The sequence below is a fragment of the Pseudomonas sp. MHK4 genome, assembly GCF_054600775.1.
Genome location: NZ_BAAIAK010000002.1, coordinates 694,423 through 713,522, shown reverse-complemented (window position 1 = coordinate 713,522; position 19,100 = coordinate 694,423). Strand labels below are relative to the sequence as shown.

General features: G+C 53.1%; 22 protein-coding genes and 2 pseudogenes. 13 read left to right on the top strand and 11 right to left on the bottom strand.

Going from position 1 to position 19,100, the window contains the following annotated elements; translation table 11 throughout:
• Positions 1-100: 100 nt before the first annotated feature.
• Positions 101-343 carry a type II toxin-antitoxin system PrlF family antitoxin gene (locus ACYP2Q_RS08265; RefSeq protein ID WP_459730024.1) on the top strand — a complete coding sequence of 81 codons (243 nt, stop codon included), beginning with the start codon at positions 101-103 and terminating at the stop codon, positions 341-343.
• A 100-nt stretch (positions 344-443) separates the two neighbouring features.
• Complete coding sequence (locus tag ACYP2Q_RS08260) at positions 444-1,010, top strand: 3'-5' exonuclease (protein ID WP_459730023.1); 567 nt, start codon at positions 444-446, stop codon at positions 1,008-1,010.
• A 16-nt stretch (positions 1,011-1,026) separates the two neighbouring features.
• Here the strand turns inward: ACYP2Q_RS08260 and ACYP2Q_RS08255 are convergent, their stop codons facing one another.
• From ACYP2Q_RS08255 to ACYP2Q_RS08240, 4 genes are read right to left on the bottom strand one after another with little or no spacing between them, the layout of a single operon-like run.
• A complete protein-coding gene (locus ACYP2Q_RS08255; protein WP_459730022.1) occupies positions 1,027-2,073 on the bottom strand; it encodes a hypothetical protein in 1,047 nt (348 codons plus the stop codon).
• Positions 2,073-3,596, bottom strand: a complete 1,524-nt coding sequence (locus ACYP2Q_RS08250) for an Mce/MlaD family protein (RefSeq protein ID WP_459730021.1) — start codon at positions 3,594-3,596, stop codon at positions 2,073-2,075. The genes ACYP2Q_RS08255 and ACYP2Q_RS08250 overlap by 1 nt, the downstream gene beginning before the upstream one ends.
• On the bottom strand, positions 3,597-4,406 hold the full coding sequence (locus tag ACYP2Q_RS08245; protein ID WP_459730020.1) for a hypothetical protein: 810 nt from the start codon (positions 4,404-4,406) through the stop codon (positions 3,597-3,599).
• Between the two features lie 9 nt (positions 4,407-4,415).
• On the bottom strand, positions 4,416-5,852 hold the full coding sequence (locus tag ACYP2Q_RS08240) for a hypothetical protein (protein ID WP_459730019.1): 1,437 nt from the start codon (positions 5,850-5,852) through the stop codon (positions 4,416-4,418).
• A 489-nt stretch (positions 5,853-6,341) separates the two neighbouring features.
• Between ACYP2Q_RS08240 and ACYP2Q_RS08235 the strand changes: the two genes are divergently transcribed.
• The 3 genes from ACYP2Q_RS08235 to ACYP2Q_RS08225 all read left to right on the top strand — a co-directional run bounded on the left by ACYP2Q_RS08235 (position 6,342) and on the right by ACYP2Q_RS08225 (position 8,129).
• Positions 6,342-7,304, top strand: a complete 963-nt coding sequence (locus ACYP2Q_RS08235; protein WP_459730018.1) for an endonuclease — start codon at positions 6,342-6,344, stop codon at positions 7,302-7,304.
• Positions 7,305-7,542: 238 nt separating this feature from the next.
• Positions 7,543-7,824 carry a hypothetical protein gene (locus tag ACYP2Q_RS08230; RefSeq protein WP_459730017.1) on the top strand — a complete coding sequence of 94 codons (282 nt, stop codon included), beginning with the start codon at positions 7,543-7,545 and terminating at the stop codon, positions 7,822-7,824.
• Positions 7,825-7,901: 77 nt separating this feature from the next.
• Positions 7,902-8,129, top strand: a complete 228-nt coding sequence (locus ACYP2Q_RS08225; protein ID WP_459730016.1) for an AbrB/MazE/SpoVT family DNA-binding domain-containing protein — start codon at positions 7,902-7,904, stop codon at positions 8,127-8,129.
• A gap of 134 nt (positions 8,130-8,263) precedes the next feature.
• On the opposite strand, the gene ACYP2Q_RS08220 is transcribed toward ACYP2Q_RS08225, so the two are convergent.
• Positions 8,264-8,494, bottom strand: coding sequence for an AbrB/MazE/SpoVT family DNA-binding domain-containing protein (locus ACYP2Q_RS08220; RefSeq protein WP_459730015.1), 231 nt, complete (start codon positions 8,492-8,494; stop codon positions 8,264-8,266).
• Between the two features lie 251 nt (positions 8,495-8,745).
• Here ACYP2Q_RS08220 and ACYP2Q_RS08215 point away from each other — a divergent pair, with 251 nt between their 5' ends.
• The 7 genes from ACYP2Q_RS08215 (at position 8,746) to ACYP2Q_RS08185 (ending at position 11,965) form a co-directional block, all read left to right on the top strand.
• Positions 8,746-9,363, top strand: a complete 618-nt coding sequence (locus ACYP2Q_RS08215) for a 3'-5' exonuclease (RefSeq protein ID WP_459730014.1) — start codon at positions 8,746-8,748, stop codon at positions 9,361-9,363.
• A gap of 82 nt (positions 9,364-9,445) precedes the next feature.
• Positions 9,446-9,784: a DUF7693 family protein gene (locus ACYP2Q_RS08210; RefSeq protein ID WP_459730013.1), complete on the top strand. Its 339-nt coding sequence runs from the start codon at positions 9,446-9,448 to the stop codon at positions 9,782-9,784.
• Between the two features lie 53 nt (positions 9,785-9,837).
• Positions 9,838-10,080: an AbrB/MazE/SpoVT family DNA-binding domain-containing protein gene (locus ACYP2Q_RS08205; RefSeq protein ID WP_459730012.1), complete on the top strand. Its 243-nt coding sequence runs from the start codon at positions 9,838-9,840 to the stop codon at positions 10,078-10,080.
• Between the two features lie 201 nt (positions 10,081-10,281).
• A complete protein-coding gene (locus ACYP2Q_RS08200) occupies positions 10,282-10,656 on the top strand; it encodes a hypothetical protein (RefSeq protein WP_459730011.1) in 375 nt (124 codons plus the stop codon).
• Between the two features lie 291 nt (positions 10,657-10,947).
• Positions 10,948-11,148, top strand: coding sequence for a DUF7693 family protein (locus ACYP2Q_RS08195; protein WP_459730097.1), 201 nt, complete (start codon positions 10,948-10,950; stop codon positions 11,146-11,148).
• Positions 11,149-11,406: 258 nt separating this feature from the next.
• Positions 11,407-11,688: a hypothetical protein gene (locus tag ACYP2Q_RS08190; RefSeq protein WP_459730010.1), complete on the top strand. Its 282-nt coding sequence runs from the start codon at positions 11,407-11,409 to the stop codon at positions 11,686-11,688.
• A 76-nt stretch (positions 11,689-11,764) separates the two neighbouring features.
• Positions 11,765-11,965: an AbrB/MazE/SpoVT family DNA-binding domain-containing protein gene (locus ACYP2Q_RS08185; RefSeq protein ID WP_459730009.1), complete on the top strand. Its 201-nt coding sequence runs from the start codon at positions 11,765-11,767 to the stop codon at positions 11,963-11,965.
• Between the two features lie 273 nt (positions 11,966-12,238).
• Here the strand turns inward: ACYP2Q_RS08185 and ACYP2Q_RS08180 are convergent, their stop codons facing one another.
• Both ACYP2Q_RS08180 and ACYP2Q_RS08175 read right to left on the bottom strand, forming a co-directional pair.
• Positions 12,239-13,153 (bottom strand): SGNH/GDSL hydrolase family protein, encoded by a 915-nt coding sequence (locus tag ACYP2Q_RS08180; RefSeq protein WP_459730008.1) that lies wholly within the window; start codon positions 13,151-13,153, stop codon positions 12,239-12,241.
• A 167-nt stretch (positions 13,154-13,320) separates the two neighbouring features.
• Positions 13,321-13,584: pseudogene (locus tag ACYP2Q_RS08175) on the bottom strand (hypothetical protein); the annotation flags it as partial.
• Positions 13,585-14,595: 1,011 nt separating this feature from the next.
• Between ACYP2Q_RS08175 and ACYP2Q_RS08170 the strand changes: the two are divergent.
• Positions 14,596-14,805, top strand: coding sequence for a hypothetical protein (locus tag ACYP2Q_RS08170; RefSeq protein ID WP_064679879.1), 210 nt, complete (start codon positions 14,596-14,598; stop codon positions 14,803-14,805).
• 67 nt (positions 14,806-14,872) lie between these two features.
• Here ACYP2Q_RS08170 and ACYP2Q_RS08165 read toward each other — a convergent pair.
• From ACYP2Q_RS08165 to ACYP2Q_RS08150, 4 genes and pseudogenes are all read right to left on the bottom strand, one after another.
• Positions 14,873-15,515, bottom strand: a pseudogene (locus ACYP2Q_RS08165) (LysE family translocator).
• A gap of 85 nt (positions 15,516-15,600) precedes the next feature.
• The gene (locus ACYP2Q_RS08160; RefSeq protein ID WP_459730007.1) at positions 15,601-17,055 is read right to left on the bottom strand and encodes an alanine/glycine:cation symporter family protein; all 1,455 of its coding nucleotides are present in this window, start codon (positions 17,053-17,055) and stop codon (positions 15,601-15,603) included.
• A 158-nt stretch (positions 17,056-17,213) separates the two neighbouring features.
• Complete coding sequence (locus ACYP2Q_RS08155) at positions 17,214-18,032, bottom strand: alpha/beta fold hydrolase (RefSeq protein WP_459730006.1); 819 nt, start codon at positions 18,030-18,032, stop codon at positions 17,214-17,216.
• Between the two features lie 156 nt (positions 18,033-18,188).
• Positions 18,189-19,082, bottom strand: a complete 894-nt coding sequence (locus ACYP2Q_RS08150) for a LysR family transcriptional regulator (protein ID WP_064679882.1) — start codon at positions 19,080-19,082, stop codon at positions 18,189-18,191.
• Between the last annotated feature and the right edge of the window lie 18 nt (positions 19,083-19,100).

The window sequence follows — 19,100 nt, the reverse complement described above, 5'->3', positions numbered from 1 at the left end:
ACCGGCGACAAATCCTCTCGCCGCCCCTCACCACTCAGCCTCTTTCGAAATCTACACTCGGCGCATGACAAGCGCTTCAAGCGCGGATAATGTCAGTACCATGAACGAATCAAATCCTGCTTCATCCGTATCCACGATCCTTTCTCGCAATGAGACGGATGGCACAGAAACCTCCAAGAATGATCGGGAGCTTTGCGAGTTTCTGACGCTGTTAGAGGACGATATCCTGAGTAACCCTGGGAAGCTGATCGCCCTCGATTCAACTCTCCAAGTTCGCCTCGATTCTTTGATCGGCGCTATCGATGTTGACATCAACTCTCCGCTCTCAGCGGATGATGAATGAATGCTCGGCACTGGCGCAATGGACGGCGCCTGCAGTCAGGATGGAGCGAGAGCTGGATGGCTCGTAACCTGTACAAACTCCAAGTAAGGTTTCCCATGCCATGAGCATCGAAGCAAAACTCCTTCATCTCCAAGCTATCCAAAACCTCCTCGCGCCATACCACTATCTGTATTGCGTAGACCTTGAGGCAACCTGCGATGAGATTGAGAAATCTGAGCCGCCACGTTCGCTCACAGTCGCCCCCGAGCAGATGGAAACAATTGAGATTGGCCTGGTGGTGATTGATTTGGAGTCACTTGAAATCGTCGACGAATTCCAGCGCTTCGTTCGGCCTCAGATCAACCCTACCCTGACCGATTTCTGCACGAAGCTTACGTCCATTCAACAACCCGACGTGGATGGTGCCCGAACCTATCGAGAGGTTGGCGAAGAGTTACGAACGTTCACTGCGCGTTATCCAAACGCGGCTTGGGCGTCATGGGGTGACTACGATGCAAGACAGCTTGAGCGCGATGCTGGCTTTGCCGCGTGCCGTTCCCTGCTCGAAGGCCTACAGCACTTCAACGCAAGGAAGTGGCACAAAGGTCTGTACGACAATCAGCCGAAAGGGCTCAAGCAAACTGTAGAGTGGATGGGTGTGGTCAGTATGGAGTTTGTGCCCAAGTGAAACCCCGAAAGAATATTTACCATCGCCTTACCTCAATCTTGTAGAAATTACTTTCTACTTGAATTCGACGTTTGTCTGATGTCGGGGCATCTTGAATTTGGCTAGCCAGCCTCACGAAATATCGGCACTCGCTCTTTTCAGCAAGTGACTTTATCGCTTGTGTGGCACGTAGAAAGTCCTCGTAACTTCGACTCGTATTGGCCATTAGCTCGGTAAAGCCTGGAAGCGCCTGAGCATCTGCCAGCCGGGATGGTGGCCAAGCGGGTTCGAATGTCAGGTTGTTTTCTTTAAGGTAAACAGTCAAAAACATCTCAGGCTTGCCGGCGCTATCAGCCCAGCAGGGTGGAAAGTCTCCGCCCTTACCTTTGTTCAGCCGATTCTGCAGAAACTGCACCTGCCCCTTGAGGTCGGTATTCGTTTTTTGCAGCACAGCCGGGTTCAGACCTTCCTTCTCAGCCTGCGTAAATGCCTGGGCATGCTCAACCATTTCTTGCACCTGGTCAGGTGTTGGATGACCCTCGGTACCCAAGCCTGCATTGAGGATCTGCTCGGTGGCTTTTAGTTGTCCGATGCGCTTTACGATGTCCGTAGGTTGTTGATCCTTTTCAGGGTCGGCCACCAGCTTCTTCAATTGGTCATAGCTCATGAGCGTTTCGAGAATCAGCCGCTTGGTCTGTTCTGGCTTCCCAGAGCTTCCGGCATCTTTTAAAGCCTTATCGATCGCTGCCAGCGCAGTCATTTCTTCTTCTTTCTGCGTTAGGAGTACCTTCAGTTGGGCGGCTTCATCTCGCGCTTTGGAAGCGTCTACCAGCTTGCTGATGACTTCGTCTGGATTTGTGATCCCCATTTCTGTCAGACGGGCTTTAAGCACTTGAGTGGCTTCAGTAACCGCCCTCTCTCGGCCATCCATACCGTTGAACGTGTCGATCTTTTGCTGCATTTCGCGCTTGTCGGCGTTGAGCTTGAAGACCTGGTAACCGGTCAACAGCAGAAGCAGAAACGCGATCACCATCCAAATTTCCGTGATGGAAAGGTTGAATACCTGATCGTTCTTTTGGCTCATCAGGCCGGTCTCGCGTCAGGCTCAACTGGATCATTTATCGCCGTAGCGTACCCCACTCGATCCAGCGGAATTGAAAGTTCACTTCTTGTCGGCTGAAGAAACTCGATTCTATTCAGGTGTTCAATCCTACCGGTGAGTTCATCCAGCTCCGCATGGGCCCGATCAAGAGTGCGGCTGTCCTGCTCTACTCGAGCAGCAATTTCCTGGTGCACCTTGTTGCTGTCAACGATTGCTTGAATCAGGGGCATAAGGGTATCCATGATGCTCGCTGCAAAGGCTTCGTTGGATTTGGCGCCTTGGTCGATTACTGCCTTCATTCCAACGCCGATCTCAGTATCAAGACCCGCGATCGAGCCAGTCACATCTTTACTCATATCGCTCAATCGATCGGCCAGTTTTGCGATGACCTCACGATTGGCCTTTGCCGATTCATGGTGATCTTGCTGGTAATCGTCCAGCGTATTGAGGAACTCTTTTTGTGCTCGCTCAAAACGCTCCATGACCTGCCCACCCTGACTGCCGATACTGTCCATCAGCCGCTGCTGACTGTCGACGATGCCACCCACTGCTGCCAAGTTGTCCTCAAGTGACTGAGTCTTGGTGTTGAGACCGCGGATAGCGGTTCCGACCGAGCGCGCGGCGGCTTTTACGTCATCGGCGAGTGTTTCAATGCTCGAGTTGACACCTGCTGTTGTGCTGGACAGGCTATCAAGTGCCGGACTCAGTTTTTTGGCGAAGAGGTCATCCGGGAACAGGGTCTGCTCGAGTCGAGTTGACGCCTTTACACCAAACTCAAGCGAATGGGTTTCCATGCGTTCAAGTGTTTGCTCACTGCGCTGCGCCAAGCCGGAGATCGTGGTCAGCATTTCATCGCTGGCGTTTTTAACGTCACCGAGCATCGCCGCAAATGCCTCATTACTGCGTGCGGTGGCGTGTTCGAAATAGGCGTCCATCGCAGCCATGTTCTGCTTGGACATCTCGGTAATCTGCTCCTGAACCCCTGACACAGCGTCCTTGGATGCAGCAATCACGCTGTCACGGAACATCAGGAAATGTTGATATGTATCCTCGAAGACATGGGCAAGATTCTCGGACGCCTTCACTGCTTGATCGTGTACGCTCTGAGCCGCATCGTCCTGATCTGGCTTGAAGCCAATGTAGAGAGTACGTGCCACCATCCCAATACCGGTGCTGACCAGCGCGGCGCCGAAGCGCATCGCCATGCCGGTCAAGTTGTCGCCGATACTCTGGATATCGACTAGGCAGATGATGATGCTACCCACAGTGAACAAAAAGCCCAGGTAATACACCGAGTCGGCGAACTTGGCGACGGTAAGCTGAATGTCGTAGTTATCCCTGATCCGATTGCCTACCCACCAGTAGCCAGCCATAACCGCAACCGGGACAAGTAACCCAAAAAAGAAGGTGCCTACGTATAGGCTTAGTACAGCGCAAATCCCCTTCAGTACCAAGGCGATGATGAACCAGAATCTGACCGTTCTTACATGCGCTTTGATGTCCATTCATAGCGCCTCTACGGGATTAACGCTTTCAAGCGTGGCTTTGTTCGCTTCGAAATAATGTGCCCAGAAGTCAGACCGCATCTTGTAAGGCGCTGCAGCAGGCTCTGCCGCCAGCATATTGATCGTCACTACTGCACCCTCAAGAGCTCGTGCAGTGGCGTCGCGACCATAAGAGGTGATGGCAAAATCCTTGTAGGCCGGCAGCTTGGAGTTGTACATGCTGAATTGAGGCATGTTGGCTACCATGTCGCTGTAAATGATCAGATGACGATCACCCTGAACGTTCGCACGTTCAAAACCTTTGATACCAACAAGCTGAAGCATTTCAAAGATCGGCGAATTCTTGGCTTTTTGATCGAGCGAGATCTGGTGCATGACTGCTTCGAGAGGCCTTTCAAATTTCTCAGCGTATTCCCTTTCCACCAGTTTCTTAGACGCAGTGAGTTTCATGTCGTCGTCCCACTGGGTAGGCTTACATTTTTCAAAGATGGGCGCGTCGTGTTGCTTGTAGTTTTCTCCCAGCAGGAACACCGACACCAGCGCACCTTGCGGCACTTCGTTTAGTACCAGCGTCTTGAGTCGTTGTGACAGGGCCACTTTCTGGTTGTGGGGAAATGGTGAGGTGTTATCGATCAGCACAACGTACTGGCCAATAGGCCCCTTTCCGGGGCACAGGGTCACTTTGTCTTGTACGTCCTTATGGTACATGTACCAGGCATACCAGCCCAGGCACGCAGCAAAACCTATCACCCCCAACCAAATCAACACGGTGTAAGGGGAAGTTTTTTCATCATCTTCGAACAGTGACATGGCGCTTCCTTAAACGTGGCTTTCCAGAGGCTGGATCTGGTCGAATTTCTGATTAAACGCCGCCTGGATTTTCTTCCGGGTGGGCTCGAAGGTCGTGATCATCTCGCTCAGCAGCTCTTCTTGTTTCGCCAAGCGCACCAGATCCTCAGCAATGCTGAAGTCAGGCATTTTGTCGTCTTCGAATTGCACCACCTCGTCGAAGTGCGCAGGCCGAGGACAGTCGGCCGGCCGCTTGAGTTGGTTTTCGTATCGGTAGCACTGTATGAGCGATCTGAGCGTGTTTTCAGCCTTGACCGTGTAGGCAACCAGATTTTTCTCAACCACGGCCTTATCGTTCATGTAGCTCTTGTACCGATGAATCCTGTCCTCGGCGCTTTTGATGTCCGCGTCCAGCTGAGCGAGCTTGCTCGACTTCTCGTCCTCTAGCTGTTTGCGCAGTTTCGCCAGCGCCTTGGTGTTAACAAGAAACGCATCCTTGTAAGCCTTGAAGACCTTTGCATAGCCGGGATAAGTATCTGTCCAGTGGTAGGCGTGCCAGAGTGCCAAGATACCGAAGGCAACCGTGACTCCAAACAGCATGATTGACTGAAAGTCTGTAAATGGGCTCACTCCTCGATCCCAGGCATCAAGTGCGAGCGAAACTGCGCTCTGCGTACCGTCTTCCAGCACGCCGAGCGCATAACGGAAGTAGGCGACGACAAATCCGATTGCGACAGTAATAGCCAGCCCTACCGCCCCGGAAGCCCAGCCTAGAGCCCGGCACATCCAGCTCACGTGGTTTGAATTGGTGAACCATCGCCCAGCGACGAAACAAAACATCACGTTGAAAAATGAAAAGCCTAAGGCGAGCATGAGTCCACCCATCAAACCATCAGCCAAGCCGGTCGCGAACCAGAAAGCGTTGCATACACCTTCAGCAATGACAGCAATGATAAGAATCGCCCAGCGCTGACTACGCTTGTTGCGACTTGGTAGTGCAGCATCCGTTTCTGGAAGTTTATTCTTTGCGCGGAAGTCATCTAGCAGCGTTTTCCGGGCCTTTAATTGCTGGCCACTGATCCCAATCTTGGTACTCTCGACGGACAGCAATCTATCTGACTCACGGACAAACTCATCACCCAACTGCGACATTCGATTTGCATCGCGAGTCAACTGAACCTTGTCCAGAGCCCGCTGAATAAGGACTTTACGGTGCTCACCGTATTTAAACCCCATGGAGCGTATCGCGCCCAGCTCTGCCTGAATCTTGTACTCAATCGGGCTGCGCAGCACCTGATCTGGCGCAGGCACGCGTGCAGCGCCATGCTCATGAGCCTTGCTAACGACCTCAAGGCGTACCCTGATCTCGTCTTCGTTAATTGGGGGAAGTAACGGCTCAACCGACTCATCAGGTCGACTTTCGAAAAACTTGGCGATGCCGGCTAAAAACTTTTTCAGAAACTTCATTGGGTTAAATCCGCGGTTTCAATACGATCCCTGAAATTTTCCACAGCGAACCGGCGGCCCTGGTACTTGCACCGTGTTTGAGGCCCGTATGGGGTTCAGTAAATTCGTCATCCGTAACGTGAGGGCAACATCAAAAGGCCATCAATACCTTTGAATCATGACGCTGGGCTAGGAGCTTTGCAAGACTGACCTATTCGCCAACGCTCCTCATCGCTCATTTCGCGTGCTTGAAGCAGTCTCATGATCCCGGTGAGCTAACCCGCGGTCGGGTTTGCCCAATCCGTCGAGTTATCGATTGGCGTAGCTTGTAGCGCAGATCAGGTTGAGGAGTTTATAGACAGGAAGGTTACCTACGTTTCTTTAGGCGACAGCCTTTTATCATTCCATGACAAACCCATACCTTTCATCCGGAATTGCGCAGAGGGTTTCAGTCAATAAGTGTGGAGCTCATGCGTATAATGTTCCCCCCAAAACTGCTAATGCTTACCAATGAAAAAGCTGTTGTCCGTAGTAGCACTGACCCTCTCAGTAATTACCCCCACCTTCGCTAACCCTCCATCGACCTTTTCCGAAGCCAAGGTCATAGCCAAGCAAAAAATCTACCTCGACCAGGCGAACAGCTCCATGGGCGAGTTGTATTGCGGCTGCAAATGGACGTGGGTTGGCAAATCAGGTGGGCGTATCGACGCTGAATCTTGCGGCTATCAAACCAGGAAACAGCAGAGCCGTGCTGAGCGGACTGAGTGGGAACACATCGTTCCAGCCTGGACATTCGGTAACCAACGCCAATGCTGGAAGAACGGCGGTCGAGAGCACTGCGTGGACGATGATCCCGTGTTTCGAGCAATGGAGGCAGACCTGTTCAACCTCTACCCATCTGTTGGGGAGGTGAACGGCGACCGTAGTAATTTCAACTACGGCATGGCCGCCGGGATAGCGCCTCAGTATGGGCAATGCAAGACACGGGTTGATTTCGATCAACGCGCTGCGGAACCGCGTGACGAGGTTAAGGGGCTGGTCGCCAGGACAACCTTTTACATGTTCGACAGATACAATCTGAATATGTCTCGTCAACAGCAACAGCTACTGATGACCTGGGACAAGCAGTATCCAGTTTCGTCTTGGGAGAAAGAGCGAGATCGACGCATTGCAGCAATCATGGGACATTCTAATCCATTCGTAACTGGCGAACGTCGATGGTCACAAGGATACAAGGCAGTTGGTGATGGGGTAGTTAGCGTCATTCCTGTTAATCCTCCGCGAACAACCCAGCCTACCCTCGCTAGCGTGACCGGGACAGGTGTGATCATCGGTAACCGGAAGAGCCAGGTGTACCACCTCTCAATGGGATGCCCTGGCTATGGTCAGGTGTCTGAAAAAAACCAGGTCTCCTTCACGTCAGAATCTGAGGCCCAAGCAGCAGGATATCGAAAGGCAGGCAACTGCAAGTAGTTGCTGCTTGCTGAAAGCCGGTCTCGCGAAACCGATACCGATACCGATACCGATACCGATACCGATACCGATACCGATACCGATACCGAACATTAGGCTGAGACATGCGTCCGGCATTTGCTATTTTCATCCTTGATAACATCATTCACCGCAGGCGGTTGATGCTAAGGCTTGGATGCCCCATCTCACACCACCAAGCCAATGAGCCAATCGCTGACTGCCAACTAGGAGTAACCAATTGCTTAACCGCCCCGACAAAGACGCGCTACGTGCGATGTTGGAATCGCAAGTCCAAGAAAAACTGCAGCACGATCCAGACGCAGTCACCACTTATGCTGCCAAGTCTGTACCTGATCGAAAGCCATACATCAGCAAACCAACGGTTCAGGACAAAGCATTTCAGAAGGAGATTGAACAGATGCGTGCGGATGCTGAAGCCGGAGTGATACATACGCCCCTGCGCGAGCCGCAGGACGCGAGCGCTCCAAGCCTTAAGCTTGATGATTATCCTGATCTGTAAACGTGCCACTGAGAATCTAAAGACGGGAACGGCTTGCCTGCTCATAGCAACGGAGACCACACGTGAAAAAGCCACCTATGAAAATCATCATCGAAGAATGGGATGGTGACGGTGCGATTCGAATTCCCGATGAGGCATTGCAGGAGCTCGAACTGGATGTCGGCGACGCGGTGTACCTGATAGAAGAATTTGTCGGCAACACGCGCTGCCTTGTCCTATCAAAAACACCTCAGATTGCGGATCGAATAGACGAGCTCACTGAAGCCTGGGATAGCGGACAGCATGGCATGGCTGAGGTGAAATAAAGCAGCCACTCGATGAGCCGGGCCTTAGGCCCGAACACGCGATAGCAATAACCCGTCTCAGAAGCTGCCTTGGAAGGAAGTGCGAGACAAACCTTAGCAAGCCTTTCTCCTTATGAAACGCAATCGACGAGCATTTACTCCTTCAGCGCAAAAACCGCGTTCATGTCATCGATGCTCACGATGACCTTCGGCTTACGAATCAAGCCTTTCAGTCGCTTAACGGAGCAAGTCGCAGCCACGATGGCGAACTGACCATTCCTTAGGTCGATGAATTCGATTTCATCCCCTGGTTGTAGGCCAAGAGCAGCCCGTACCTGGACAGGGATGGTGATTTGGCCTTTAGAATTCACAGTGGCACTAGCCATGAGGATACCTACGCGATTGGGCACTTAAATGATAGCCGAGCGGTGCGGTAGGCTTTAACGTGAAGACGTGAGGTCGAGCCGGGCTTAAGCCCGAAGGAGCGATAGCCAAAGAAGCTTTAGCTCCGAAGCCCAACAAATCACCTATCCTGCGCCGGAACTGAAGCAGCACGCCCTCTAACAACTCCGTCAGAGCGTGGCTGTATGCACGTGTCGATGTACCTTGGACAGATCAAAGCTAGGACATCCATGTCATGAGCATTCAAGCAAAGCTTCTTCACCTTCAATCCATCCAAAACCTCCTCGCGCCCTACCGCTACCTTTACTGCGTAGACCTTGAGGCAACCTGTGACCAGGTGGATGAGTCGGAATCACCAAGGCCCCTCGCAGTCGTTCCCGATCAGATGGAAACGATTGAAATTGGTCTGGTAGTAATCGATTTGGAATCGCTTGAGATCGTCGATGAGTTCCAGCGTTTCGTTCGGCCTCAGATCAACCCTACCCTGACCGCTTTCTGCAAAAAACTCACCTCCATCCAACAAGCAGACGTGGACGGCGCCCGAACCTATCAAGAGGTTGGCCAAGAGCTAGCAGCGTTTATTGCCCGGCATACAGATGCTGCTTGGGCATCTTGGGGTGATTACGATGCAAGGCAGCTGGAGCGCGATGCAGGATTAGCTGCGTGCCCTTCCCTGCTCTCCGGTCTGCAGCACTTCAATGTGAGGAAATGGCATAAAGGGCTCTACGACAATCAGCCGAAGGGACTGAAGCAAACAGTAGAGGCCATGGGCTTGGCCTGGCAGGGTACCTACCACCGAGGGATAGACGATGCGAGAAATGTGGCCTCTATCGTTAAGGAAATACTTGGCTAATTGATGAGCCGGGCCTCAAGGCCCGAAGGTGCGACTTCTCCATTGACGTTACTTCATACCGCAGCTTAGCTACGGGCAAGCGATGACTAGAAACCGAAATGGATTGAACACAACCTCCCCTCTCACCGCCCTAGAGGTCTGCCAGGTGCTGATGGACGTCGCCCTGGGCAAACGCATCATGACGCGAAGCTCCATGCAGTCCTGGAGCGAGATTTACCACGGCCTCATGCCCGTGGAGATTGATGGCTGGCGACTCACACTCTTCAATGACTGTGACACCCTGGACTACTGCGAGTACGGCAGATCGCCAGATGGCAGAGTCGGGACACTTGAGCTCTGGCTGCGCGACGGAGTTGATCCTGTCGAGCTAATGAGTTCCAGGGAGCGTGAACGGCTCGAACAGTTGCTCGCCGCGCTCTGAGCCTGCACGCAAAGCACGTTACCATTGCCGGCCTTAAGCTATGGAGACCTCACGTGAGAAAGCCACCGATAAAAATCATGATCGAAGAATGGGATGGTGACGGTGCAATCCGAATTCCCGATGAGGCGCTACAGGAATTGGAGCTAGACGTCGGCGACGCGGTGTATTTGATAGAAGAATTCGTCGGCAATACGCACTGCCATGTCCTGTCAACAAAGCCTCAAATCGCGGATCGAATAGATGAACTCACGGAAGCATGGGATAGCGGACAGCTTGGTAACGCCAACGAAAAATGAGACAGCTGAAATGCGCATCCTTGATCTGCTGTCGCGGTGCAAGGGTTGAATTTCAGCACCTAGAATGGCTATGATCTCAGGCGCAGATCATGCCAGGCAGGCCTGACCCGTCAATAAAAACGAAATGTAATCCTTTCTTAGCATGCATGGCCAGGTGTCAAGCGGGCTCCCGCCCCCGTACCGACAACTGGAGATTTACTCATGCGTATCCCGATATATCCTGCAGACCTTAACCCTCAGAAAGGCTTCAAACGGATCGCCAAAGTCATTCATCGCGATTGGCCTGGGTCTGAACCTGTCAACCTGTCAGCGGCGCGCGAAATCCTCGCTCGGTGCTTTGGTTACAAGGACTACCACGATGTCACGCGGTCTGCCGACGGGTGGTCTGATGATGCTTCCGCTCCAGAAGTGGAGGATCTTCGCGCCGCAATCCTAGTTTCTCTTGCTAACCAACTTCACGCAGAGTCTTCGAGCACGTCTGTCGATCTGGAAAAGCTGACAACATTCGTTGAAAGCTTGCCCCTGAAGGTGTTGCAAACTTACCGCTTATCTCGAGCAAATCATCCTGAGGGTTAGCCGTTGCCCAGCCGCATCAGGTGAGTGAGCACAAGCTCGCTGCTCGTCATCGGACGCTCAATGGTAGAAATTCCATTGAGCGTCATTCATAACGTCACAACCAGTGATGGGCAGAACGTGGCTGTATGCACGTGTCGATGTATCTTGGACAGATCAAAGTTAGGACGTCCTTGCCATGAGCATTGAAGCGAAGCTTCTTCACCTCCAGTCCATCCAAAACCTGCTAGCGCCCTACCGCTACCTCTATTGCGTAGACCTTGAGGCAACCTGTGACGAGGTTGGTGAGTCGGAATCACCAACGCCGCTCGCAGTCGTCCCTGGCAGCTCACACTCTTCAACGACTGTGACACCCTGGACTACTGCGAGTACTGCAGGTCGCCTGATGGCCGAGTCGGTACGCTTGAACTCTGGCAGCGCGACGGCGCTGATCCTGTTGAGCTTTTGAGCGCCTGTGAGCGAGAACAGCTTGAGCGACTGCTCGCTGGGCTCTGAGCATGCATGCAAAACGGCGGATGGATGCTTGGCCACTTCAGTCATGTCGAAAACTGCATCCAAAACTGTAGCTATGACATCATTTTCATCACAGACGGTTGCCACCAAGGCTTGGTAGGCTTACCAGGATTTTTAACCTGCAATCCGGGTAACTGCCAATCTCCGATGCAACCACAAATATAAACGGCCCTGCCCTCACCAACTGCTCAATATACCAATCGAATAGCTAGTGCTTGGCTTCCGAATAGGAGTTACAAATTGCTGAACCGTCCCGACAAAGACGCGCTCCGTGCAATGCTGGAATCGCAAGTTCAAGAAAAGCTGCAGCACGACCCAGACGCGGTAACGACTTATGCAGCCCAGCCTGTACCTGACCGAAAGCCGTACACCAGCAAACCCACGGTTCAGGACAAGGCATTTCACAAAGAGCTCGAGCAGATGCGTGCAGACGCCGAAGCTGGAGTGGTACATCCGCCTAAGCGCGAGTCGGAAGATGTAGGCGCTCCTAGCCTTAAGCTTGATGATTATCCGGATCTGTAAGGTGCCATTGAGAATCTACAGACAGGAACTGCTTGCCGGCTCATAGCAACGGAGACCACATGTGAAAAAGCCACCTATGAAAATCATGATCGAAGAATGGGATGGCGACGGTGCAGTCCGGATTCCCGATGAAGCACTGCAAGAACTGGAGCTGGACGTCGGTGACGCCGTGTATCTGATCGAGGAGTTTGTCGGCAACACGCGCTGCCTTGTCCTTTCAAAAACGCCTCAAATTGCGGATCGAATAGACGAACTCACTGAGTCCTGGAATAGCTGACACCAAGGCAACGCCGAGGAAAAATGAGACAGCCACAATGCACTTCTTGAATCAATCATGGTGGGCCAACTGTGGAGTGACTCGCCGAGGGCATGTGAAGACTTGGGGGTCGAGCCGGGCTTAAGCCCGAAGGAGCGATAGCCAAAGGTAATCGTCCGGCGAACACACCTTCCTGATCCCAGCATAAGGTCAATGGTGTCCGCGTAACTGCCTTGACAATGATTTGCGCGCCCCCCCTGAGCGCGCTTACCGGCTATGACTTGATAGAGAACCTCAACGGCTAGCTTTTAGCGTTTCAAGCATCGCCTCGGCGGCCAGGGTGTGGACTTTGCGGGTCGGGTGCCATTCATCCCAGTAGTAATGGGTATCTGGATTTTCACACACGGGCTTGACGTCCGGATAGGTGGCTTGGCACGGGGTATCCAGATCCTTCAACCCCGCAACATCGGGTGCCGCGCGAAGCTTGTTGCTGAAGGCCAGGTGGTCAAAGTAACTGATACTAACGTGATAAGCTTTGGCCAGTGTTGTCAGCACGGCTGGCAGTTTTTGTTCGAGTATCTGCTGGTATTCTGTTGCGCTCTTGGCTTGATTGCCCTGCACCACAGCCGGCACATGACTCAAATCCGTAGTCCCCACGACCATCACGTGCTTCGCGCCTGCTGCAATCAGCGCCTCGGTGGCCTTCTGTATGTTCGCCACGCTGTTCTGGCTTAGCACGTCAATCGACTCTGGGCGCGAGAAGTCGGCCCATTCAAAAAAGTCGTTGGCTGAGATGAAAATGAAATAGAGCGCATTCGGATCCGCTTTATGTGTTTTAGCGGCTTTCAGGTGATCGGCGATTTGGCCGAAAACCCCGGTGTCGCGAGATGGCTCCATCCAGGCATAGTAGTTGCCGTTGCCGCTCTTGGCGCCGCCAATCGCGTAGTCGGTCAAGGGTATTTTCAAGGCGTGAGCCAAGTCCTCGACGGCGGTGGGGCCATTGCTCCAGCGTCCCTTCCAATATAACGAGCCGGGTAGCTCCTGTGCATCTTTGATCTTCTGCGTGGTCAATGTTCTAGTGAAGTTTTCACCCGCACCATTGTCAGAGTAGCTGTCACCGAAAGCATAGAGGTGATCGTAGCTGGGGGCGCCAAAGGCGGTTGATGCAGTCAGTGCCAATAGAGCGGCCAAGCAAGCACGTCGAGTCATTGAAAGTCTCCCAGGTTGTCATCTCAGACTACCGGCGGCGAAGTTTTTGCCTTGCGACGGTTGCGACCTATGTTTAGCCGGGTGCGCAAAGACTGTCCTGCTCGCGACAGGTGGGAAGGTCTATTAGGCACGTAAAGAGAAGGCGCCTTCAGTCAGGCTGGAGCGAAAGCTACCTCGATCAGATGTGCATTAGGTACGGCTCGACCCACGTCTTCTATGGCGCCCTCAATTGCGTCATGTGCAGAGGGTGCTTCACGGACAAACTCCAAAGCCAGGCGACCTGGCTGTCCGACTCCGACCAACGCATCATCACAGCCTGCTTCCGCCAAGCGATCCATAATCGCATCCGTGTCGTTGTCGTTGTCGTTGTCGTTGTCGTTGTCGTTGTCGTCAGACGGCAATTGGTACGTCAGGGTGAAAGTACATTCCATCTGTAATCCTTCGCTTCAGCGGACAGTTGATTGGTGTTTATTTTTTCGGGATATAACGAGCAGTTGCTCATAAGGTTGAGTCGGTTTGTACGATGAAAGCACCATACCACCGTCCCAGGTCAGTGCCCCGACGTCATTCAAGCTGACTTAGCCGGGCCGTCGGCCCGAAGCAGCGACTTCTAGAAAAATGCCACCACTCGCCGCCTACTACTGAGCCGGCCTCCTCGAAATGGCGAGCGCATTGCACTGTCATAAATTGTCTCAGCTGAAGCCCGCCCCGTTCTTGAAATCGTCTCGTTTTGCCGGTACTTGTAGGACACCAACCTCATGCACGGAAAGCAACCATGCACCCAAGATTCAGAGTGATTGAAACCACCACGCTGGACGATGGCAGCAAGCGATATCGAGTTGTTGATCTCGTAGAGGGCGGTTCAGCCAGCAAGCATGGCGTGTTCAAAATTAGGACAGAGGCAGACGCTGTTTGCTCAGCGTTGAACGGTGAAGGCCCTAAATCAGCGGATAAAAATCGTGCTGCATCTACAGCTTCGCTCTGAAGCTATAAGCCCGGAGAGCACGGAGCTTTCTTATAGGGACGGCATGGACTCGCGCCCAGATAGCATGCTTTGCAGTCGCACCTGATTAAGTTCTACGCAAGCACTCTCTGCTTCAGCACGTGTCTGATAGACAGTCTTCAGACGAAGCTTTTCTTCGTTGTCGTAAATGTTGAAACCTATCGGAGCGGTTTCGCAGTAGAAGCGCGTTCCGCTGCGCATAGATCCTGTTTCTGTTGGGATTGCGGGGACAACAACGAACCTCAAAATCATCTTCATATCCTCACCAATCTCCCTTTCACTAATAGCGGCTGTTGGCGACCACGGCAAGGGATCAACATCGGTTTCCGATGAGGAACATCGCCGGCCACGGGTGCAGGCTGAAGTCATTTCAGGGTTCGAGAATAGCACTCTAAAACATCCTCACTGCTACGCTGTCCTCTTCCACGGAGGAACCACAATGTCGAACGCAGACCTACTCCCTTCCCTACTCTTCAAGATCAATCAAAACCAGCTCGCACTTGAGGCTGCCATTATGGAGCTGACTCTCTGGGTCGAGCAGCGTGGATCAGCAGAGGTCGCTGGTAATGTTCGTGGTGCTTTGGACACAATCAGCAAGAACGAAGAGTTCATCAACCTAACGCTCGCCGTGCTTATGGCCCCCGAGTGAGTAGCTCACGAGCTTGGTAGACTAGCCGGGCCCAGTTGGCCCGAAAGAGCGACTAGCCGCCCTCCTCTTATGCAGCCTGGCGACGCATGGTCAGGATGGCTGCTCCGAAGCAGATGAACGTCGACCCCACCACCCGGCTGACACACCCGGGACAGGTCGGGCCGTGTCAGTACGCCCTTGGCTCGAGAGGCAAGCGCCGCATACAGGCTCAGCGACGCCACCGACAACGCCATGAAGATCGAGGTGAGGATCAGAAACTGCGGCAGCAACGTCGCGCTCTGGTCGATGAATTGCGGGAACAGCGCAGTGAAGAACATCGCTGCCTTAGGGTTGGTCACCGCCGTCAGGAAAGCAGACTTGTACAGTTTTAAGCGAGTAGGCCTGCTCTTCTTTGAGCCATCCTGCATACCTTCCGCGAGCATCGGGCTCTTTTTGAACAACTGCCTTACCCCCAAGTAAAACAGATAGCCCGCACCGATGATCTTCACCGCATTAAACAGCCATTCAGAGCTGGCAAACAACGCCCCCAACCCCAGCATGGCTGCGGCAGATAGGCAGAACAGGCCACAAGCATTACCAAGGGACGACCACACTGCGCTGCGTTGCCCATGGGCCAGGCTGTTGTTGATTGCCATCAAGGTGGCAGGCCCTGGACTAGCAATGGCAATTGCAGCAACCAGTGTAAAGGCAAGAACCGAGTGAAACTCCATTTTCAATGCTCATAGTGGGTGTTGTTGCATGGTACAGGAGGTGATGAGCCTGTAAGCCAACTTCATCCGGCGGACATGGCACTTTTCAACTTTGTATTGCGGATGCAACTACCTGAATTGCAGGCTCAGAAACGTTGTTGTTCACTGTTGGCCGAGGCGGCCATGCCTTCAGATCAAGATCAAGATCCTTGAACAGGCTTGAGTCGAAGATCGGAGTCTTGATGCCTGCTTTGCGTTGCTGATCATAATCGCTCAGCAAGCGCATGCCGACCTTGAACAACAGCGCGAGGGCGATCAGATTCACGAGGGCCAGCAACGTCATGGTGATATCGGCAAAGGCGAAAACCGTGTCCAGATTCTGGACAGCCCCCCAGAGGATCAGCAACAAGACTAAACCACGATAGACAATGACGGCACTGCGCTTGTCACCGAGCAAAAAGCGCAAATTGTTCTCACCCAGATAGTAGTTGTATAGGATCGAAGTGAAGACAAACAGAGCCAACGCCACACTGATGAAAGTACGTCCCCAGTCTCCAACCACTGCTGCCAGTGCATTCTGTGTGAGTACCAAGCCATCACCTTCGAAACCGGGCGTGTAAAATCCCGACAGCAGAATCAGCAGCGCTGTGCAGGTACAGATCACAAAGGTGTCAAGGAAAACACTGAAGGCTTGAACTACCCCTTGAGCAGCCGGGTGATCAACTTTCGCCACTGCGGCTACGTTCGGAGCACTGCCCAGTCCTGCCTCGTTGGCAAACACGCCACGCTTGACGCCCATGACAATGGCACTGCCGACTAGGCCCGCGAATGCCTGATCCAGACCGAAGGCGCTTTTAAAGATGGTCATCAACATGCCAGGGACATGATCAAACTGAAGCACAATCACATATACGGTAACGCCAATGTAGGCCAAGGTCTTTACTGGCACCAACAAGTCCGAAACGGCAGCGATACGTTTGATTCCGCCGATGAAAACCAAGCCAAGTAATACAGCAATCACCACACCTGAGTAGGTAGTAGAGAAACCGAACGCATTATTCAGCGAGTGAGTCACTGCATGAGATTGCAGCCCATTGAATGCAAAACCGAAGGTTACCAGTAGCAACAACGCCATGATTTTTCCAAGCCAGGCTTGTTTCAATCCGTACTGGATGTAATACGACGGCCCACCGCGAAACTGCCCCTTGGAATCGCACCGTTTGTACAGTTGCCCCAAACTACATTCAAAGAAGCTGGTGGACATACCCACCAGCGCGGTCACCCACATCCAGAACACCGCGCCAGGCCCGCCCAGCGTCACCGCCAATCCGACACCGGCTATATTTCCCGCGCCCACGCGACCCGCCAGGCTGAGCATTAACGCTTGGAATGAGCTGATCTGGCCCGCACTCTTCTGAACGCTATCGCGAAAAACACTGAACATATGTAGGAAATGGCGGAACTGCACAAAGCGCGAACGGATGGTGAAGTAGCCACCGAGGCCCACGATGAGCACGATCAGAAGTTTTCCAGAAAGAAAGCTGTTAATGACTTCAAGCATGATTTGAACCTCTTGTTGTTATAGATTTCAAGCGTGCACGCACCCTTACAAGCCACTGCAAGGGGGCACGTGAAATAGCTGAACTTGCTTTTCGAATCGCAACCGCCAAGCCTGTCCGGCTCCCGCGAAGTATCAGGGAGCGCTCAAGACGACAAGACTTATCCGGATTGCCTGCTGGTCAGGAAATCAGCGATTTGGCTCCACATCGCGATCGGGTTGGAATACATAGGAAAGTGTCCGCAGGCGGGAATTTGCGCCAGGCGTACGCCCTGAGCCTGGATATGCGGAAGATAGGACAGTGACGCGTTCTGCTCGCCGTACATGAACATTCGCGGGCACTTCAATCCAAGAAATTTACCCATCAGATCGGCGTTGTCGGACAGATCGACCATCGACTCGAAAATCCCTCGAACTGCCCCAGCACGCACCTTGTGTCTCAAGCTCGCTGAATACAATGCGCTGGCGTATGCCGGGGCGTGCCTGGCACGTTCGATGAAGGCCGCGAAAAATGCCTCGGGATCATTACTCGGATAGTCGACGATCTGACGGCTGAGGAAGCAGTCTTCCGGAGCAATATTGCCCTCTATATCGACAAAACTAATTATCCGCTCCGGGAACTGATGGGCCAGCATCAGAGCAGTCAACCCGCCCATGGAGTGACCGACCAGATGGAAGCGCTCGACTTCGAAATGCTCCAGCACCTGTAGTGCTACCTGCATCAAAAATGGGATGGAAACCTTGGAAAGGTCACTGCACTGGCTTTCCCCGCATCCGGGGGCGTCGTAGGCGATGAAAGGATGACCGACGAACCCCGCTTGCAGCGCGATATCGGCATAGTCCTCTTTGGTCGAACCAAAACCATGCAGGAATACAATCGGCGCCAAATCGCCATTCCTGTGAATGGCGGCGACGTTCAGCTGGACACCCTCTACCGTCAGAGGGAGTTGCGTGTGAGTGAACGTTTCGGATGAGGACACGTTAATAGCTCCTTGAACGAAAAGGATTGCCGCCACATGAGAGTCGCTGGCAGTCAGATATGCAATTTCAAGGGATTCGTGCGTTCTGTAAAATCCTGATTGTGGAAGGCTTTGATACGCTAAACCTATCACTAAACTTTCGCGTTCCCAATCTACTCACGCCTTCGCCCGAAAACGCGCAACGACTTCTTCTACTAGCGGATTGGGCCGATCTGCATTCCAGGCAACCGCCGTGGTTACGACATTTAGCTTCTGGCTCAAAGCTCGAAATACGACATTGTTGGGTGCCAGTTTTTTTAGTGAGGCTGGTACCAATGCGATGCCTTGGCCATAGCTTACAAAGGCAATCTGCGAAGCGACTGAACGCACTTCATGCAACACGCGAGGGGAAAAACCGCTCGCTCGGCAGGTGGCGATCAGATTGTCGAAATACACTGGGCTGACCTTTCGGGCAAACATCACCAAAGGTTCGTTGGACAAACTGGATAGGCTGATTCGCGTGCGTGAAGCTAAGGCATGATCGCTCGGTAAGGCCACCACCAGGCGATCTTCCAGAAGCGGCAGTGAATCGACCGACCCGCCGAGATCACCGTCCAGTCGGGCGAATGCCAGGTCGATGTCTCCGGCTTCAAGTGCTGGAACAGCCTCGACGCTGTCGATTTCCCGCACGGATACCGTCAAGTGCGGGTAATCGTTTTTCAATTGCTCGATCAGGCCCGGTAAAACGTCGAACATCGCTGTGGATATTGCGCCAATAGTCAACATCCCCGACTGGCCCGCCACTGCTTCTTCCACCGCCAACTCCAATCGTTCGAGTTGCTCAGCGAATTTGCGCACTGCAGGCAAAATTGCCGCACCCACGGGAGTTAGTTTCGCACCACGTCGAGATCGCTCGAACAGCGTGACCTTCAGCGCTTGCTCCAGCACCTGAATCTGTTCGCTCAAGGGGGGTTGAGACATGCCTAGGCGCTTGGCAGCACGCCCAAAGTTCTGCTCTTCGGCAACGGCAAGGAACAGCCAGAGATGACGGATCAGACGGAAATTGATCATGATTAATCCATAGGTTTA

Coding starts and splice junctions, on each gene's coding strand:
- ACYP2Q_RS08210 (WP_459730013.1), top strand. CDS start 9,446: ATGACTAGAAACCGAAATGGATTGAACACAACCTCCCCTCTCACCGCC.
- ACYP2Q_RS08150 (WP_064679882.1), bottom strand. CDS start 19,082: ATGATCAATTTCCGTCTGATCCGTCATCTCTGGCTGTTCCTTGCCGTT.
- ACYP2Q_RS08235 (WP_459730018.1), top strand. CDS start 6,342: ATGAAAAAGCTGTTGTCCGTAGTAGCACTGACCCTCTCAGTAATTACC.
- ACYP2Q_RS08260 (WP_459730023.1), top strand. CDS start 444: ATGAGCATCGAAGCAAAACTCCTTCATCTCCAAGCTATCCAAAACCTC.
- ACYP2Q_RS08180 (WP_459730008.1), bottom strand. CDS start 13,153: ATGACTCGACGTGCTTGCTTGGCCGCTCTATTGGCACTGACTGCATCA.
- ACYP2Q_RS08215 (WP_459730014.1), top strand. CDS start 8,746: ATGAGCATTCAAGCAAAGCTTCTTCACCTTCAATCCATCCAAAACCTC.
- ACYP2Q_RS08265 (WP_459730024.1), top strand. CDS start 101: ATGAACGAATCAAATCCTGCTTCATCCGTATCCACGATCCTTTCTCGC.
- ACYP2Q_RS08185 (WP_459730009.1), top strand. CDS start 11,765: ATGAAAATCATGATCGAAGAATGGGATGGCGACGGTGCAGTCCGGATT.
- ACYP2Q_RS08225 (WP_459730016.1), top strand. CDS start 7,902: ATGAAAATCATCATCGAAGAATGGGATGGTGACGGTGCGATTCGAATT.
- ACYP2Q_RS08160 (WP_459730007.1), bottom strand. CDS start 17,055: ATGCTTGAAGTCATTAACAGCTTTCTTTCTGGAAAACTTCTGATCGTG.
- ACYP2Q_RS08220 (WP_459730015.1), bottom strand. CDS start 8,494: ATGGCTAGTGCCACTGTGAATTCTAAAGGCCAAATCACCATCCCTGTC.
- ACYP2Q_RS08240 (WP_459730019.1), bottom strand. CDS start 5,852: ATGAAGTTTCTGAAAAAGTTTTTAGCCGGCATCGCCAAGTTTTTCGAA.
- ACYP2Q_RS08200 (WP_459730011.1), top strand. CDS start 10,282: ATGCGTATCCCGATATATCCTGCAGACCTTAACCCTCAGAAAGGCTTC.
- ACYP2Q_RS08245 (WP_459730020.1), bottom strand. CDS start 4,406: ATGTCACTGTTCGAAGATGATGAAAAAACTTCCCCTTACACCGTGTTG.
- ACYP2Q_RS08255 (WP_459730022.1), bottom strand. CDS start 2,073: ATGAGCCAAAAGAACGATCAGGTATTCAACCTTTCCATCACGGAAATT.
- ACYP2Q_RS08170 (WP_064679879.1), top strand. CDS start 14,596: ATGTCGAACGCAGACCTACTCCCTTCCCTACTCTTCAAGATCAATCAA.
- ACYP2Q_RS08250 (WP_459730021.1), bottom strand. CDS start 3,596: ATGGACATCAAAGCGCATGTAAGAACGGTCAGATTCTGGTTCATCATC.